The 15,546-nt window shown below is 72.0% G+C and carries 14 protein-coding genes; 13 read left to right on the forward strand and 1 reads right to left on the reverse strand.

The window, feature by feature from the left end; translation table 11 throughout:
• The first annotated feature begins 40 nt into the window (after nucleotides 1-40).
• The 6 genes from E4K62_RS00185 to E4K62_RS00210 are packed head-to-tail and all read left to right on the forward strand — an operon-like array spanning nucleotide 41 to nucleotide 6,660.
• Nucleotides 41-847 (forward strand): tryptophan synthase subunit alpha, encoded by an 807-nt coding sequence (locus E4K62_RS00185; RefSeq protein WP_135062424.1) that lies wholly within the window; start codon nucleotides 41-43, stop codon nucleotides 845-847.
• The gene (locus E4K62_RS00190; RefSeq protein ID WP_135062426.1) at nucleotides 844-1,686 is read left to right on the forward strand and encodes a GntR family transcriptional regulator; all 843 of its coding nucleotides are present in this window, start codon (nucleotides 844-846) and stop codon (nucleotides 1,684-1,686) included. Before E4K62_RS00185 ends, E4K62_RS00190 begins: the two co-directional genes overlap by 4 nt.
• Before the next feature lie 23 nt (nucleotides 1,687-1,709).
• Nucleotides 1,710-3,215: a sugar ABC transporter ATP-binding protein gene (locus E4K62_RS00195; protein WP_135062428.1), complete on the forward strand. Its 1,506-nt coding sequence runs from the start codon at nucleotides 1,710-1,712 to the stop codon at nucleotides 3,213-3,215.
• Nucleotides 3,212-4,195, forward strand: coding sequence for an ABC transporter permease (locus tag E4K62_RS00200; RefSeq protein ID WP_135062430.1), 984 nt, complete (start codon nucleotides 3,212-3,214; stop codon nucleotides 4,193-4,195). Before E4K62_RS00195 ends, E4K62_RS00200 begins: the two co-directional genes overlap by 4 nt.
• A gap of 1 nt (nucleotide 4,196) precedes the next feature.
• A complete protein-coding gene (locus E4K62_RS00205) occupies nucleotides 4,197-5,690 on the forward strand; it encodes a xylulokinase (protein ID WP_135062432.1) in 1,494 nt (497 codons plus the stop codon).
• 40 nt (nucleotides 5,691-5,730) lie between these two features.
• Nucleotides 5,731-6,660, forward strand: coding sequence for a sugar ABC transporter substrate-binding protein (locus E4K62_RS00210; protein ID WP_167747676.1), 930 nt, complete (start codon nucleotides 5,731-5,733; stop codon nucleotides 6,658-6,660).
• A gap of 66 nt (nucleotides 6,661-6,726) precedes the next feature.
• On the opposite strand, the gene E4K62_RS00215 is transcribed toward E4K62_RS00210, so the two are convergent.
• Nucleotides 6,727-8,001, reverse strand: coding sequence for an MFS transporter (locus E4K62_RS00215; protein WP_135062436.1), 1,275 nt, complete (start codon nucleotides 7,999-8,001; stop codon nucleotides 6,727-6,729).
• 49 nt (nucleotides 8,002-8,050) lie between these two features.
• On the opposite strand from E4K62_RS00215, the gene E4K62_RS00220 reads away from it, so the two are divergent.
• The 7 genes from E4K62_RS00220 to mnhG all read left to right on the forward strand — a co-directional run bounded on the left by E4K62_RS00220 (nucleotide 8,051) and on the right by mnhG (nucleotide 15,536).
• Nucleotides 8,051-9,106, forward strand: a complete 1,056-nt coding sequence (locus E4K62_RS00220; RefSeq protein ID WP_135062438.1) for a LacI family DNA-binding transcriptional regulator — start codon at nucleotides 8,051-8,053, stop codon at nucleotides 9,104-9,106.
• 138 nt (nucleotides 9,107-9,244) lie between these two features.
• The gene (locus E4K62_RS00225; RefSeq protein ID WP_135062440.1) at nucleotides 9,245-12,184 is read left to right on the forward strand and encodes a Na+/H+ antiporter subunit A; all 2,940 of its coding nucleotides are present in this window, start codon (nucleotides 9,245-9,247) and stop codon (nucleotides 12,182-12,184) included.
• Complete coding sequence (locus tag E4K62_RS00230) at nucleotides 12,181-12,726, forward strand: Na(+)/H(+) antiporter subunit C (protein ID WP_135062442.1); 546 nt, start codon at nucleotides 12,181-12,183, stop codon at nucleotides 12,724-12,726. Before E4K62_RS00225 ends, E4K62_RS00230 begins: the two co-directional genes overlap by 4 nt.
• A complete protein-coding gene (locus E4K62_RS00235) occupies nucleotides 12,723-14,279 on the forward strand; it encodes a Na+/H+ antiporter subunit D (RefSeq protein WP_135062444.1) in 1,557 nt (518 codons plus the stop codon). The genes E4K62_RS00230 and E4K62_RS00235 overlap by 4 nt, the downstream gene beginning before the upstream one ends.
• Nucleotides 14,276-14,872 carry a Na+/H+ antiporter subunit E gene (locus tag E4K62_RS00240; RefSeq protein WP_135062447.1) on the forward strand — a complete coding sequence of 199 codons (597 nt, stop codon included), beginning with the start codon at nucleotides 14,276-14,278 and terminating at the stop codon, nucleotides 14,870-14,872. The genes E4K62_RS00235 and E4K62_RS00240 overlap by 4 nt, the downstream gene beginning before the upstream one ends.
• Complete coding sequence (locus tag E4K62_RS00245) at nucleotides 14,869-15,138, forward strand: MrpF/PhaF family protein (protein WP_135062449.1); 270 nt, start codon at nucleotides 14,869-14,871, stop codon at nucleotides 15,136-15,138. The genes E4K62_RS00240 and E4K62_RS00245 overlap by 4 nt, the downstream gene beginning before the upstream one ends.
• Nucleotides 15,135-15,536 carry a monovalent cation/H(+) antiporter subunit G gene (gene mnhG / locus E4K62_RS00250; protein ID WP_135062451.1) on the forward strand — a complete coding sequence of 134 codons (402 nt, stop codon included), beginning with the start codon at nucleotides 15,135-15,137 and terminating at the stop codon, nucleotides 15,534-15,536. The genes E4K62_RS00245 and mnhG overlap by 4 nt, the downstream gene beginning before the upstream one ends.
• Nucleotides 15,537-15,546: the final 10 nt, after the last annotated feature.

The following is a 15,546-nucleotide window of genomic DNA, read 5'->3' on the forward strand; positions in this document are numbered from 1 at the left end:
TGTGTTCTAGTCATCTAGAAGAGTTCGATGAGGAGCATCCGTGGCCAACCGCCTGAGACACCGGCTGGCGCAGGCACGCGCCGAGCGCCGCGGCATGCTGATGGGCTTCCTGCCCGCCGGCTATCCCGACCCCGACCGCTTCCGCCGGGCCGCCGGTGCCGCGTTCGAGGCCGGGTTGGACGCGCTGGAAGTGAGCATGCCCGGGCCGGCACCCGCGCTGGACGGACCCCTCATCCAGGCCGCCGCCCTGCAGGCCTCGCACCACCTCGGCTCGATCGCGGAGGCGCTCGAGCTGGCCGCCTCCAGCCGCCGCGACCCGGGGGATTCGATCATCGCCCTCGCGTACGCCCGCACGCTGGAGCGCCTCCCCGCCGAGGAGTTCCTCGACGCGCTCGCCGCCGCCGACATCGACGGCGTGCTGTTGCCGCAGCATCCGGTCGCCGAGCAGCTCCGGATCGGCGCCCTGGCGCGTGAGCGGGGCATCGAGCCGGTGGTCTTCCTGCACCTGCAGGAGGACCTCGCGCTGCTCTCGTCGGGGGTGTTCCCCGACCCCTTCATCTACCTGCAGTCCGCCGAGGGCCAGACCGGCGGCCGCTTCAATGCGGCCAAGGCCGCCGAGCGCCTCGGTGAGCTGGCGGAGGCGTTCGGCCAGCGCCCGTACGGGGTGTGCGTCGGCTTCGGCGTGCGTGGCTACGAAGAGGTGCAGCGACTCATGATCGCCGGCGCGGACGGCGCGATCATCGGCACGCGCCTGGTCGCCGCCGCCAACGAGGGTCCGGAGGAGGTGGCGGCGATCGTCGACGAGGTCGCGCCCATCCTCGTGCGCCGGGACGAGGTGCGCGCATGAGCGAGCGGACCCCGTGGAGCCCGCAGCGGATCTCCTTCAGCCGCAACGACGGCCTGCCCAAGTACCTCGCGATCGCCCGGGCCGTGGCGCTGGCGATCACCGAGGAGGAGCTCACCGCCGGCGAGACCCTGCCCTCCCAGAAGGAACTGGCCGAGAGCTTCGGTGTCACGGTCATGACCGTGCGTCAGGCCGTGCAGACCCTCACCGACCAGGGCCTGCTCAGCACCGAGCAGGGCAAGGGCACGTACGTGCGCAGCCGCCCGTATCGCCTGGAGATGGGCCCGCTGGCGAGCTTCGCGGCTCAGATCGCCGCGTCCGGGCGGACGCTGCGCACCGAGGTGCTCGGGTACGCCGCGATCGAGGTGTCGCCCCTGGAACAGCGGCGGATGGCGCTGCCCACGCGGGAGGCGTTCGAGCTCGTGCGGCTGCGTTACGTCGACGGCGAGCCCCTCATCCTCCAGACCTCGCTGCTCTCGCCCGCCGTCGCCGCGGGGATCGAGGTGGCGACGCTGGAGACGCGCTCGCTGTACGACGTGCTCTCCACCGACCTCGGCATCCGGATCGACCGGGCGACCGAGACCGTGCAGGCGACGAACCTCGACGCCGAGTCGGCCGGGCTGCTGCACCGCGCGGAAGGGGAGGCGGCGCTGCTGTCGGCCCGCCTGACGCTGAGCGCAGACGGGGTCGCGGTGGTGGATGACCGCGCCCTCACCGCCGGCGACAGCGTGGTGGTCTCCGCCGAGCGCCGCGCCGACGAGCCGGGCCTGGAGCTCGTGCTCTCCAGCGACGCCCCCATCATCGCCGACGAATCCACGCCGTTCGTACGCGGCGGTCGCTGACGACCGCCGGGAACAGGAAGAGCATGACCACCACCCTCACGGCCGCACCCGTGCTCGCCACGCGCGGCCTCAGCAAGGACTACGGCCCCGTCCGCGTCGTCTCGGACCTGTCGCTGGAGTTCCACGCCGGCAGCATCCACGCGCTCCTCGGCGAGAACGGCGCAGGGAAGTCCACACTCATCAAGATGCTCGCCGGCGTGATCGCCCCGAGCGGCGGCGAGGTCGTGCTCGACGGGGTACCGGCCGCCCTGCGCTCGGTGCCCGACGGACAGGCGCGCGGGGTCGTCGCCCTGCCACAGGAGCTCACGCTCGTGCCGACCCTGGGGGCGGCGGAGAACATCTTCCTCGGCACGCGCCGACGCGGCATCCCCGGGATCGTCGACCGCCGCAGGCTCGACCGCGACGCCCGTGCGCTCCTGGAACGCCTCGGCCAGGCGCTGCCGCTGAACGTGCCGGTGGGGGAGCTGTCCGCGGTGCAGCAGACCATGATCGCCCTCGCCCGGGCGCTCGCGCGGGATGCGCGCGTGCTGATCCTGGACGAGCCGACCGCGGCGCTCACCGACACCGAGACCGAGCAGCTGTTCGTCGTGCTCCGTGCCCTCCGCGACGCCGGGACGGCCATCCTCTACGTCTCGCACCGCCTCGAGGAGGTGTTCGCCCTCGCCGACACCGCCACCGTGATGCGCAACGGCCGGCACGTGTGGACCAAGCCGATCGCCCAGACCCACACCGACGACGTGGTGTCGGCCATGATCGGGCGCGAGCACGGCCAGGTCTACCCCGCCCGGGCCGGTACCGCCGGTCCGGTGCTGCTCGCGGTGGACGACCTCGGCGGCTATACCCTCCGCGGGGTCAGCCTGCAGGCGCGCTCCGGCCGCGTGCTGGGCATCGCGGGCCTGGCCGGGGCCGGGCGCAGCGAGCTGCTGAAGATCATCGCCGGTGCCGAGCGCGCGCAGACCGGACGCGTGCTCCTGGACGGCGACGACGTGACCCGCCTGGGACTGGCGCGGTCGATGGATGCGGGCATCGCCTACGTCCCGGAGGAGCGCCGCAGCCAGGGGCTCGTCATGACGCACTCGATCCAGGCCAACATCGCCCTCGGCAACCTGCGGGCGCTGAGCGTGGCGGGCGTGGCATCCGCCCGGCGCGAGCGAGAAGCGGCCGAGCGCGGCCGCACCGACCTGCAGATCAAGACGACATCGGTGGGCCAGCCGGTGGAGGAGCTGTCCGGCGGCAACCAGCAGAAGGTCGTCCTCGCCAAATACCTCCAGCGGCGGCCCCGCGTGCTGCTCCTGGACGAGCCGACGCGCGGCATCGACATCGGCACGAAGGCGGAGATCTACCAGCTCATCCGGCGCCTGGCGGACGAGGGCGTCGCCGTCGTGGTCGTCTCCAGCGAGATCCCCGAGCTGCTGGGGCTGGCCGACGAGATCGCCGTGCTGCACGAGGGCCGGCTCACCGGCGTCGCCGACCCCGCCGCATCCACCGAAGAATCCATCCTCCACCTCTGCTACAGGAAGTCCGAATGATGTCCACGACCACTCCGCAGGCGCCCGCCGCCGGCACGCGCGGTGCAGCGCTGCCGGCGCGCCTGGCCTCCTACGGGACCCTGCTCGGCCTGCTCGCCCTCATCGTGCTGTTCGCGGTGCTCAAGCCGCAGGTGTTCCTCACCCCGGTGAACTTCACCAACATCCTCGAGCAGCTCGCAATCCTCGCCATGATCGCCGCCGTGCAGACGGTCGTCATGGTCGTGGGCGACTTCGACCTGTCGGTCGGATCGCTCGCGAGCCTCGTCGGCGTCATCACGGCGCAGCTCCTGGTGGGCGGGATGGATCCGCTGCTGGCCGTCGGGCTCGGCCTGCTCACGGGGCTCGCCGCCGGTGCGATCAACGGATTCCTGGTGGCCTACCTCGGCCTCTCGGCGTTCATCGCGACCCTCGCGACGATGACCTCCTTCACGGGCCTGGCGCTGCTGCTGTCCAACGGCGCCACCGTCTTCGGCCTCCCCGAGGGCTTCGTGTGGCTCGGCCAGGGCCGCGTGGGCCCGGTCCCCGTTCCCGTCATCGTCGCGATCATCCTGGTGCTGCTGGTGTGGTTCGCGCTGTCGAAGACCGTCCTCGGGCGCAGCTGGTACGCCGTGGGCGGCAACGCGGAGGCGGCACGCCTGTCGGGCGTGAACACCAAGCTCGTGCGCTTCTCCGCCTTCGTCGTGGCGGGCTTCGGCGCGGCTCTCGCGGGCATCGTGCTCACCGCGCGGCTCGCGTCGGGTCACCCCACGGCGGCCGACCCGCTCATGCTGTCCTCGATCGCCGCCGTCTTCCTGGGCATCACCCTGTCGCGGGCGGGCCAGCCCACCGTCGGCGGCACCGTCGTGGGCCTGGGCATCGTCGGCGTGCTCAACAACGGCCTGAACATCCTGCAGGTCAACAGCTACGTGCAGCAGGTGCTCACCGGCGTGATCATCGTCCTGGCCGTGAGCCTGAGCCGTCTCAGCAGGAAGCGGCGCTGACATGACGCTCATCGCGGGCCTGGATATCGGCACGTCGAGCGTCAAGCTCGCCGTGCTGACGTCCGAGGGGACGGTGATCGCGCGGGCCACCGCGTCGTACGACACCGTCCATGGCCCCGGCGGCATCGTCGAGCAGCGGCCGGAGGACTGGTGGGATGCGGCGTGCCGTGCGCTCGCCGACACCGGGGTGGCCGACCGCATCGACGCCCTGGGCGTCACCGGGCAGATGCAGGACCTCATCGTGGTCGGCGCCGGCGGCCGGTCGCTGCGCCCCGCGCTGCTGTACTCCGACACGCGCGCCGGCGCGCAGCATGAGCGGCTGCGCGCGAGCATCCCGGAGTGGGAGCGGCGCACCGGCAACCATCAGGACCTCACGAACGTCGCCGCGAAGCTCGCGTGGCTCGCCGAGCACGAACCGCGCGTGCTGGCCGAGGCGACGCAGCTGTTCTTCGGTGCGGCCGGCTACCTGGCCTGGCGCGCGGGCGGCCGGGCCACGTGCGACGTGATGACCGCGTCCACGACGGGCCTGCTCGACATCGACGCGCGCACGTGGCTGGTCGACGCGATCTCGGCCGCCGGCGCACCCGCCGACCGCTTCCCCGTCCTCGTGGGGGCGGTCCCCGGCGACGCGGCGGCGGGGACCGTGTCGCCGACGGCGGCGGCCGAACTCGGCGTCCGCGCGGGCATCCCCGTCGTGGTCGCTCCCGGCGATGCCGGCTCGGCCACCGACGGGCTCGTCGGTTCCGCACCCGGCGACGCCTACCTGTACCTCGGCACCACCGGCTGGCTGGCGGGCGTGACCGCGGGTGCGCCGGCCGAGCCCTCGCCCATCCATTCCCTCGTCCTGCCCGGGTGGAACCATCGCCTGCGCATCGGCGCGGTGCAGTCGGCCGGATCGGCTGCCGCGTGGGCGCGGCGCACGTTCTTCCCGCGCAGCGACTTCGCCGACGTGGAGGCTGCCGTCGCGGAGCGCGTCGGCGACCTCTCCGCCCGGCCGCTGTGCCTGCCCGGACTGGCCGGAGAGCGCACGCCTGTGCGCGACGGGCACTTCCGCGGTGCGTTCGTGGGCGTCACCGATGCCACGGACGCCGTCGACCACTACCTCGCCGTCCTCACGGGTGTCGCGATGGGCCTGCGGCACGCGGCCGAGGCGATGCAGATTCGCCAGACCCGCATCCCCGCCGTCGGCGGCGCGGCCTCCTCGCCCGCGTGGCGGCAGATCCTCGCCGACGTCTTCGACGCGACGATCGTCACGGGCGACGCGGAGGACCCCGGTTGCGTGTCGGCGGCGCGCGCGGCCGCCGACGCGGCGGGCCTGGGCGGCGGCATCCGTCCGCTGCTGGGACCCGGAGCCGAGGCGGAGGAGACGCACCCCGGCCCGGCGCGCAGTGCCTACGCGCGTCTGCTGGCCACCCACCGTGAGCTCTATCCGGCTCTGGCCGGAACCTTCCACGCGCTGGCCGGCATGCCGCCGCAGGCGCCGTACGACGAGTGATCCCACTCGCACACCGTCCTCATCCATGAAAGGGAAGACAATGAAGTTGAACAGAACCCTCGCGGCTCTGACCGTGACCGCCGTCGCCGGGCTCGGACTGACCGCGTGCGCCGGTGGTGCGGAGGCCGGCGACGGCGGCGACGGAGTCACCGTCACGGTCGTCACCCCCTACCTCGCCAATGCCGCCACCAAGGAGGCCATCGACCTCTTCACCGCCGAGGGCGAGGAGCGCGGCTGGACCGTGTCGGTCGTGGACACCGCCGGCGACATGAACAAGCTCAACAGCGCGTTCCAGGATGCTGCCGCCCAGCAGCCCGACGCCATCGTTCTCGGCACCGGCGACCCGACGCAGATCTCGCTCGGCCTGAAGGCTGCCGCCGATGCGGACATCCCGGTGTTCGCGATCGACGCGGGCGCCGCCGACGGCATCGCGGCCAACGTCACGAGCGACAACGTCGACCTCGGCCAGCAGAGCGCCGGCGCCCTCATCGAGGCGATGGGCGGCACGGGGTCGGTGGTCATGCTCACCCACGACCCGCACCCCGGCGTGCGCGCGCGGGCGGAGGGTGCCCGCGAGGCGTTCGAGGCCGCCGGCATCGAGATCGTCGAGGAGAAGCACGTCAACGTGCCCGGTCCCGTGGATGACGCCCGCACCTCGGTCCAGGACGTCATCTCCGCCCGCGGCGGCGACGTCACCGGCATCTGGGGCGGCTGGGACGAGCCGGCCCTCGGCGCCGTGCAGGCGCTGCAGGCGGCCGGGGTCAGCGACATCCCGGTGGTCGGGGTCGACGGTCAGGACTTCGCGCTCGCCGAGATCGAGAAGGGCGGACCGTTCGTGGCGACCGTCAAGCAGGACTGGGCCGCGATCGTCCTCCAGGTGGCAGACCTCATCGGCGACTTCGTCGAGGAGGGCGCCGAGCCGGAACAGGGTCAGTACGAGCTGCCGGGGACGCTGGTCACCCAGCCCTGACGGCAGCACCGTGCACGACGATGCCCCGGCCCGACGGCCGGGGCATCGCTGCATCCGGTCGTGGCGTCAGCGCTCGGACGCGGGGGAGCGGGGCGGATCCGCCGCCGCGGCGGGGGCGGCGTCAGCGTCGGCGGAGGCCACCGCCAACGGCCGTGCGGCGGAGGAGAACAGGCCCGACAGCACGATCAGCACGACGATCACCAGGAGCGTGTTCAGCAGGCCGACGTTCTCGCTGATGAAGCCGAGGATCGGCGGACCGCACAGGAACGCGACGTAACCGATCGTCGCGGCGGCACTCACTCGGGCGGGGGCCTTCGCCGGGTCGTCCGCGGCCGCCGACATCCCGAGCGGGAACCCGAGTGATGCACCCGCGCCCCACAGCGCGGCCCCGATGAAGACCAGCGGGAGGTTGGGGGCGAAGATGAACAGCAGCAGGCCCGCCGCGGCCGTGAAGGAAAGGGTGCGCAGCACCGCGACCCGTCCCACCCGGTCCACGAGCGGGCCGCCCAGGACGCGGACCACCGTCATGGCGACCGAGAAGACGGTCAGTGCCGCCGCACCGAACGCCTCATCGGCCCCGTGGTCCTCGACCACCGCGAGCGGCAGCCAGTCGTTGGCCCCGCCCTCGGCGAACGCCATGCCGAGCATGATGACCCCCAGCGCGTACGTGCGCGGCTCCCGCCAGGCGCTGATGGCGACGAGGAAGCGCTCGCGCAACGGCGGCCGTCCCGCCGGCGCGGCAGCCGCCTCCGCGCTCTCCCGCGCGGGGACGCCGGCGACGCTGACCAGCGCGACGAGCACGATCACCCCGCCCATGAGGCCCGTGTGGGCCAGCACGGTGATCCCCAGCGCGGCCGCCACCACCCCCAGTCCCGCGCCGATCACGGTGCCGAAGCTGAAGAAGGCGTGGAACAGCGGCAGCAGCGTGCGGCCGCTGGTCTTCTCGATCGCGGCCCCTTCGACGTTCATCATGACGTCGACGGCGCCGTTGCCGAATCCGAAGAGCGCGAGGCCCAGCAGCACCACGGGGTAGGAGGACAGCAGGTCGGTGCCGATTCCGATCGTGGCGACGCCGATGCCGACGATCACGAGGGCTGCCAGCATCCCGCGCCGCGCGCCCGCCCTGGCCATGACCATCGGTGCCACCGACAGCCCGATGATCGAGGCGATACCGGCCCCGAGAAGGAGCAGGCCGACCGCGATGTTGTCGATCTCCAGGCCCGACTTGATCGCCGGAACGCGAGAGGCCCACGTGGCGATGCTCAGGCCGCTGGCCAGGAAGATGGCGAAGGTCGCCGTTCGCCAGCGCACGAGCTGGGAGCGGGTGAGGGCGTCGTTCATGCGATCAGGCTACCGAATCGATTCGACGAGCGGAGGGTACGATCGCGATATGAGCGCGCGCCGAGCCACCATCGCCGACGTCGCGCGCGCCGCCGGCGTGTCGCCCTCCACCGCATCGGTGGTCTTCAGCGGACGGGCGCCGGTCACCGATCCGACGCGACGGCGCGTCATCGACGCCGCCCAGCGCCTCGGGTACACCGGCCCCGACCCGCGTGCCGCGTCGCTGCGGCGCGGGAGCTCGGGCATCGTCGGGGTCGTCGTCGGCGCGCGCCTGGGGGCGGTCTTCTCCGACCCGGTCACCCGGCTCCAGATGGACGGCCTGGCCGAAGGTCTCGCCGGCGTGGGCGCGGGCCTGCTCCTGCTGCAGGACACCGGCGAGGAGGCGGCCGGGCCGTCGCTGCTGACGACACCCCTGGATGCCGCGGTGCTGGTGGGCTGCAACGCGCGTATGCGGGATTCGCTCCAGGTGCTGCGCGCCCGGGACGTGCCGGTCGTGGTGATCGAGGGCGACGGCGGCGACGGGGTTCCGCAGATCAGGCTCGACAACCGCGAGGCGCAGCGTGAGCTCGCCGCCCACCTGGCCGGGCTCGGGCACCGCGACGTCGCGATCCTGACGCTGCCGACGGCGGCGGGTCGCCCGCCGGGGTGGCTGGATGCCGCAGCGGAGGCGGAGATCCAGGTCGACGTCGCCGCCGACCGCCTCGCCGGAGCCCGCGAGGTGTACCCGGAGGCTCCGGCCTACGCGGCCGGGGCCAGCCTCATCGACGAGGGGCTGGCGGCCGGGCGGATGCTGCTGGCCGACCCGGCCGCGCGCCCCACCGCGATTCTCGCCCAGAGCGACCTGCTCGCTGCGGGCGTCGTGCGCGCCGCTGAGGAGGCCGGCCTCCGCGTTCCGCACGACCTCAGCGTCACCGGGTTCGACGGCGTCGTCGTCGACGGACTCTCGCCGTACGAGCTCACCACGGCGGTGCAGCCCGCGGCCGAGAAGGGCCGCGCCGCCGGTTCCGCGGTGGCAGCCATGCTGGCCGGGTCGCCGGCGGAGAGCCTGCGGCTGACGTGCACGTTCCGCGCCGGGAACACCACGGGGCCCGCGCCGGCAGGCTGAGGCGAGCAGGGCGTACACGGGCGGCGTCCGGACCGGGACGGAGTGCCCGCCGGACCGGGCGGCTGCGGGCGCAACGTAGAATGGTCAGGACACCCCGAGAGCCCCGGGCCCCGGCCCGTCGAACCCGAGGAGGGCGCAGTGCTGCCGCTCCTTGGCGCGTTCTTCCTGGTCCCGCTGCTGCTGCCGTGGCTCGTGAAACTCTTGGGCGCCCGCGCCTTCTACGTCGCCGCGCTGCTTCCGGTCGGCGCCTTCGTGCACGCGGCGATGTCCACGGCCGCCGTCATGCGCGGAGACATTCCGTTCGAGACATACGAGTGGATCCCGGCCCTGGGCATCGAGATCTCGATGCGGATGGACACCCTCGGCTGGCTGCTCGCGCTCATCGTGACGGGCGTCGGCGCGCTGGTGATGTTCTACTGCCGGTGGTACTTCCGCGGCAAGACGCAGGGAGTCGGGCTGTTCTCCGCCGTGCTGCTGGCCTTCGCCGGCGCCATGTACGGCCTCGTCCTCACCGACGACATCGTGCTGCTGGTGATGTTCTGGGAGATCACGAGCATCCTGTCGTACCTGCTCATCGGGTACTACCACGCGCGCGGCGCCAGCCGCCGCGCGGCCCTGCAGGCGCTCCTGGTCACCACGATCGGCGGGCTCGTCATGCTCGTGGGTGTGGTGCTGCTGGTCGTGGAGACGGGCACGACGAGTCTGTCCGCGATCCTGGAGATGGCCCCCACCGGGGCAACGGTGGATGCCGCGCTGGTGCTGGTGCTGGTGGGGGCGCTGAGCAAGTCGGCGATCTTCCCCTTCCACTTCTGGCTGCCCGGTGCGATGGCCGCCCCCACACCCGTCAGCGCGTACCTGCACGCGGCGGCCATGGTGAAGGCGGGCATCTACCTCATCGCCCGCTTCGCCCCCGTGTTCGCGTTCGCCGCGCCGTGGCGCCCCATCGTCATCGCCCTCGGCGTCTTCACGATGCTCCTGGGCGGGTTCCAGGCCCTGCGCGAGAGCGACCTCAAACGCGTGCTCGCCTTCGGCACGGTCAGCCAGCTGGGCTTCCTCACCGTCGTGCTGGGCTACGGCACGCAGGAGGCCGCGCTGGCCGGGCTCGCGCTGCTGCTCTCGCACGCGCTGTTCAAGTCGTCGCTGTTCCTGGTCGTCGGCGTCATCGACCGTCAGCTCAACACGCGTGACATCGGCGAGCTCAGCGGCGTAGGCCGCCAGGCTCCCGTGCTGGCGACCTTCTCCGTCATCGCGGTAGCGTGCATGGCCGGAGTTCTCCCGACGATCGGCTTCGTCGCCAAGGAGGGGGTGCTCGCCGCGCTCCTCGAGGAGACGCTGCACGGCGGCGCATGGGCGCTCGTGGCGCTGCTGGGCGTGATCGCCGGCTCGATCCTGACGGCCGCCTACGGGCTGCGCTTCCTGTGGGGCGCGTTCGCCACCAAGCGCGATGCCGCCGGCGCGCGCCGCGAGCGCACCGAGTGGCCCGACCCGCCGCTGGGCTTCCTGGGGGCGCCGGTGGTCCTGTCCGCTCTGACCGTCGTCGCAGGCATCGCCACGCCGTGGCTGGACGCCGTGCTGCAGCCGTACGCCCGCACCGCGGCCCCCGCCAGCCCTGGGATTCCGGCACCGGAGAGCACGCCTCACCTCGCGCTGTGGCACGGATTCGAACCGGCCCTGTGGATCTCGCTCGGGACGATCGTGCTGGGTGTCGGGGTCTTCCTGCTCACTGCACGCCAGGGTCGCTTCGCCACGATGCGGATGCTGCCGTTCACGGCCACCGACGTCTACAACGCCACCATCCGTGCGATCGCCCGTCTGGCGGTGTTCACCACCTCGCTCACCCAGCGCGGATCGCTTCCCGTGTACGTGGGGACGATCTTCGTCGTCTTCGTCGCGGCCGAGGGGACGGCGCTGCTGTCCGCGCCGGAATGGCGTGCCGACCTGGCCGCGTGGCAGACGCCGGTGCAGCTCGCCGTGGCACCCGTGATGATCGCCGCGGGGCTCCTGGCCGTCAACGCCCGGAAGCGCTACACCGGCGTCGTGCTCGTCTCGGTCACGGGCCTCGGCATGGTCGTGCTCTTCGCCACCAGCGGGGCGCCCGACCTCGCCCTCACGCAGATCCTCGTCGAGACGGTCACCCTCGTCGCCTTCGCCCTCGTGCTGCGGCGCATCCCGGCCCGCATGGGCGAGCACAACGCCTCGGTGTGGCCTATCGCGCGCGCGGTGCTCGCGACCGCGGTCGGGGTGACGATGGCGCTCGTGGCGATCGTCGCCACCAGCGCCCGCGTGGAGCGGCCGATCTCGGACTCGTGGCCGATGCTGGCCTATGAGATCGGGCACGGGCAGAACGTCGTCAACGTCGCCCTCGTCGACCTGCGCGGCTGGGACACCATGGGGGAGCTGTCGGTCCTGATCCTCGCCGCCACCGGCGTCGCGTCACTCGTCTTCGTCACCCACCGCGCCGACACGCTGTCCGATTTCACCGCACCGCTGCCGCGCCTGCGCCGTCGCGTGCGCTCGCCGCTCGTGGAGACGTCCGAAGGCCCGCGCGCGCCGACGCCGGACACGCGCCACCAGCCGCAGACGTGGCTGCTGGGCGGTCAGAAGGTGCGCCCGGAGAACCGCTCGATCGTGCTCGAGGTGATCGTGCGCGTCCTGTTCCACTCGATCATCATCGTGTCGCTGTACCTGCTGTTCGCCGGTCACAACCTGCCCGGCGGCGGGTTCGCCGGCGGCCTGGTGGCGGGGATGGCACTGGTCATGCGGTACGTCGCGGGCGGGCGCTACGAGCTCGGTGCCGCCGCCCCCGCCGACGCCGGCCGTCTGCTGGGGGCCGGCATGACCCTGGCGGCGGCGTGCGCCGTGGTGCCGCTGTTCTTCGGCGAGGCGCCGCTGACGAGTGCCTTCATCGAGACCACGCTCCCCGTCATCGGGCATGTCGAGTTCGTCACCTCCACGATCTTCGACGTCGGGGTCTACCTCGTCGTGATCGGGCTCGTGCTCGATGTGCTCCGCAGCCTCGGCGCCGAGGTCGACCGCCAGAGCCAGGAGCTGCGCGACCGCGAGGCGGTGGCCGGATGACCGCGTCGCTGGTGCTCATCGTGATCATGGCCGTGCTCTTCGCGGGCGGCGTGTACGCGATGCTCGAACGCAGCCTCACGCGCGTGCTCATCGGCTTCCTGCTGCTGGGCAACGCCGCCAACCTGCTGCTGCTGATCGTCATGGGCGACCCGGGCGCGGCGCCGTTCTACGGCGCCTCCGACGACGCGGATGCGGTGTCCGACCCGCTCCCGCAGGCCCTGACCCTCACGGCCATCGTCATCACCTTCGCCGTGTCGGCGTTCCTGCTCGCCCTCATCTACCGCTCGTGGCAGCTCGGCCAGGCCGACACCGTGCAGGACGACGCCGAGGACGTCGCCATCCGGGAGCGCCCCAGCGACGAAGACGCCATGGACGTCGAGGTCGAGGAGGAGGACGACGACGCCACCACCGACTTCGTGGGAACCGAGGCCGCCCCCATCCGCCTGCTGCGCAGCGACGACGTGACCGCCATCCGCGATGACGCCCCCGCCGACCGGCCCTACCGCCGCACCCGTGCGGACGAGGACGGTGACGACCGATGAGCACGCTGGTTCCGCTGCTGGTCACCCTGCCGCTGCTGGGGGCCGGGATGGCGCTCATCGCCGGACGCCACCGCAAGACCCAGGTGGCGGTGTCGGTGACGACCCTGAGCGCGACGCTCGCGATCGCCCTCGTGCTGCTGTTCGCCGTGGACGCCTCCGACCAGCCCCTCGCCGTGTCGGTCGGCGGCTGGCCGATCCCGCTGGGGATCGTGCTGTACGTGGACCGCCTCGCCGCCCTCCTCGTCGTCATCTCCAGCGTCGTGCTGCTGGCGGTGCTGCTGTTCTCGGTCGGCCAGGGCGCAGCCGACGGAGACGACGACACCCCGGTGTCGATCTTCCACCCCTCGTACCTGATCCTGTCGGCGGGCATCTTCACCGCCTTCATCGCCGGCGACCTGTTCAACCTCTACGTCGGCTTCGAGATCCTGCTCGTGGCCTCGTACGTGCTCATCACGCTGGGAAGCACGGAGTCGCGCATCCGCACGGGCGTCGTCTACATCGTGGTGTCGCTGGTGTCCTCCATCCTGTTCCTGGCCGCCATCGCGATGATCTACGGCGCGCTGGGCACCGTGAACATGGCGCAGCTGTCGGATCGCATGGGCGAACTGCCGCCGGATGTGCAGCTCGTCCTGCACCTCATGCTGCTGCTGGCCTTCAGCATCAAGGCGGCCGTCTTCCCCCTGTCGTTCTGGCTGCCCGACTCCTACCCGACGGCGCCGGCCCCCGTCACGGCGGTGTTCGCGGGCCTGCTGACCAAGGTCGGCGTGTACGCCCTGATCCGCACCGAGACGCAGATCTTCCGTGACAGCGACGTCAACTTCATGCTCATGATCGTGGCGCTGGCCACCATGATCGTCGGCGTGCTCGGCGCCCTCGCACAGGCCGAGCTCAAACGCATCCTGTCGTTCACGCTCGTCAGCCACATCGGCTACATGGTCTTCGGGCTCGCGATCGCCACGCCGGCCGCGATCGGCGCGACGATCTACTACACCGTGCACCACATCGTCGTGCAGACGACGCTCTTCCTGGCGATCGGGCTCATCGAGCGGCGCGCGGGGAGCACGTCAATCCTGCGCGTGCGGGGCCTCATGCGCGCAGCCCCCGTCATCGCGGTGCTGTACTTCATCCCCGCGATCAACCTCGGCGGGCTGCCGCCCTTCTCGGGCTTCATCGGCAAGTACGGCCTGTTCGACGCGGCGGCCGAGGTCGGCTCGCCCATCATGATCGTGCTGATCGTGGGCGGCATCGTGACCTCGCTCCTGACGCTGTACGCGCTCATGCGCGCCTGGAACCTCGCGTTCTGGCGCGAAGAGGAGGACTCGGCCGAGACCGAGGCCCGCATCGACTACCTGGGATCGGCCCCCGCCGCCGGCATCCAGACCGAACGGCGCGTCATCCCGCGCATCATGACCGCCGCGACGGCCGGGATGGTGGTCGTCACGATCGCGCTGACGGTCTTCGCCGGCCCGCTCTACGCCGTGTGCGCGCGCGTGGGCGAGACGCTGCTGCAGCCCATCTCCGTCGTCCAGGTCGAGCAGGGGGTGGAGGAATGAAGCACGACGCCCGCACCCTCCTGCACCTGCTGTGGCGGCAGCTGCCGTTCTTCGTGTGGCTGATCGCGCTGTGGATGCTGCTGTGGGGACAGTTCACCGTGGTGTCGTTCCTGACCGGCCTGGTCGCCGCGATCGCGGTGACGCGCGTGTTCCGCCTCCCGCCCGTGGAGCTGTCGGGGCGGCTGAACTTCTGGTACGGCCTGGTCTTCGTCGTGACCTTCCTCACCGACGTCGTGCGGGGCTCGCTCATCGTGGCCGCGCAGGTCCTGGACTTCCGTCGCCAGCCGGGCGCGGCGATCATCGCCGTTCCCTTGCGCACGGACGACGACCTGATCATGACCCACGTCGGGGTCACGGCATCCCTCATCCCCGGCTCCCTCATCGTGGAGGCCGACCGTGACCGCCGCATCCTCTACCTGCACGTGATCGGCGTGCGCTCGGACGAGGACGTCGAGAAGCAGCGCGCCGCGGTGCTGCTGTTCGAGCGGCGCATCGTGCGTGCGGTCGGCTCGCGCGCGCAGCTGGCCCAGGTGGAGTCGGCCACGGACACGCGACGCACGGCGCCGCCCGCCCCGATGGGAGGCGTCGCATGAACGTCGTGCTGATCGCGGTCTTCGTCGTCTTCACCGTCGCGGCGATCCTCACGCTGTGGCGCATCGTCATCGGCCCCTCGATCCTGGACCGGGCCGTGGCATCCGACGTGCTGCTGACCGAGGTGCTGTGCGTGCTGGGCGCGGAGATGGCGATCAACCAGCACACGCGCTCCCTCCCGATCATGCTGATCATCGCGGCCGTCGGCGTCTTCGGGTCGGTCTCCATCGCGCGGTTCGTCGCGAGGAAGGACAACACCGAGCGATGAACGCCTTCGCCGCCCTCGGCACCGATGTCGCCGCCAGCCCGCTCCAGGCGTGGCTGGACGGCATCGCCCTCGTCCTCATCCTCTTCGGCGCGCTGCTGTGCCTGGTCGCCGGCATCGGCGTGCTGCGGTTCCGCGACGTGCCGGCGCGCCTGCACGCGGCGACCAAGCCGCAGGTGCTCGGCCTCATCGTGATCTGCCTCGCGATCGCGCTGTCGCTGCGGTCGTGGCCGGTCGTCGCGTTCCTCATCCCGGTCGTGCTGTTCCAGCTGGCCACCGCCCCGCTGTCGGCGCACATGGTGGGGCGACAGGCGTACCGCAACGAGACGATCGACCGCACGAGCCTGTATATCGACGAGCTGCGCGGCGAGAAGGAGACCCCGCCCGCCTCCGGCGGCTGACCCGTGGCGG

This window comes from Microbacterium wangchenii (assembly GCF_004564355.1).
Taxonomy (GTDB): Bacteria; Actinomycetota; Actinomycetes; order Actinomycetales; family Microbacteriaceae; genus Microbacterium; species Microbacterium wangchenii.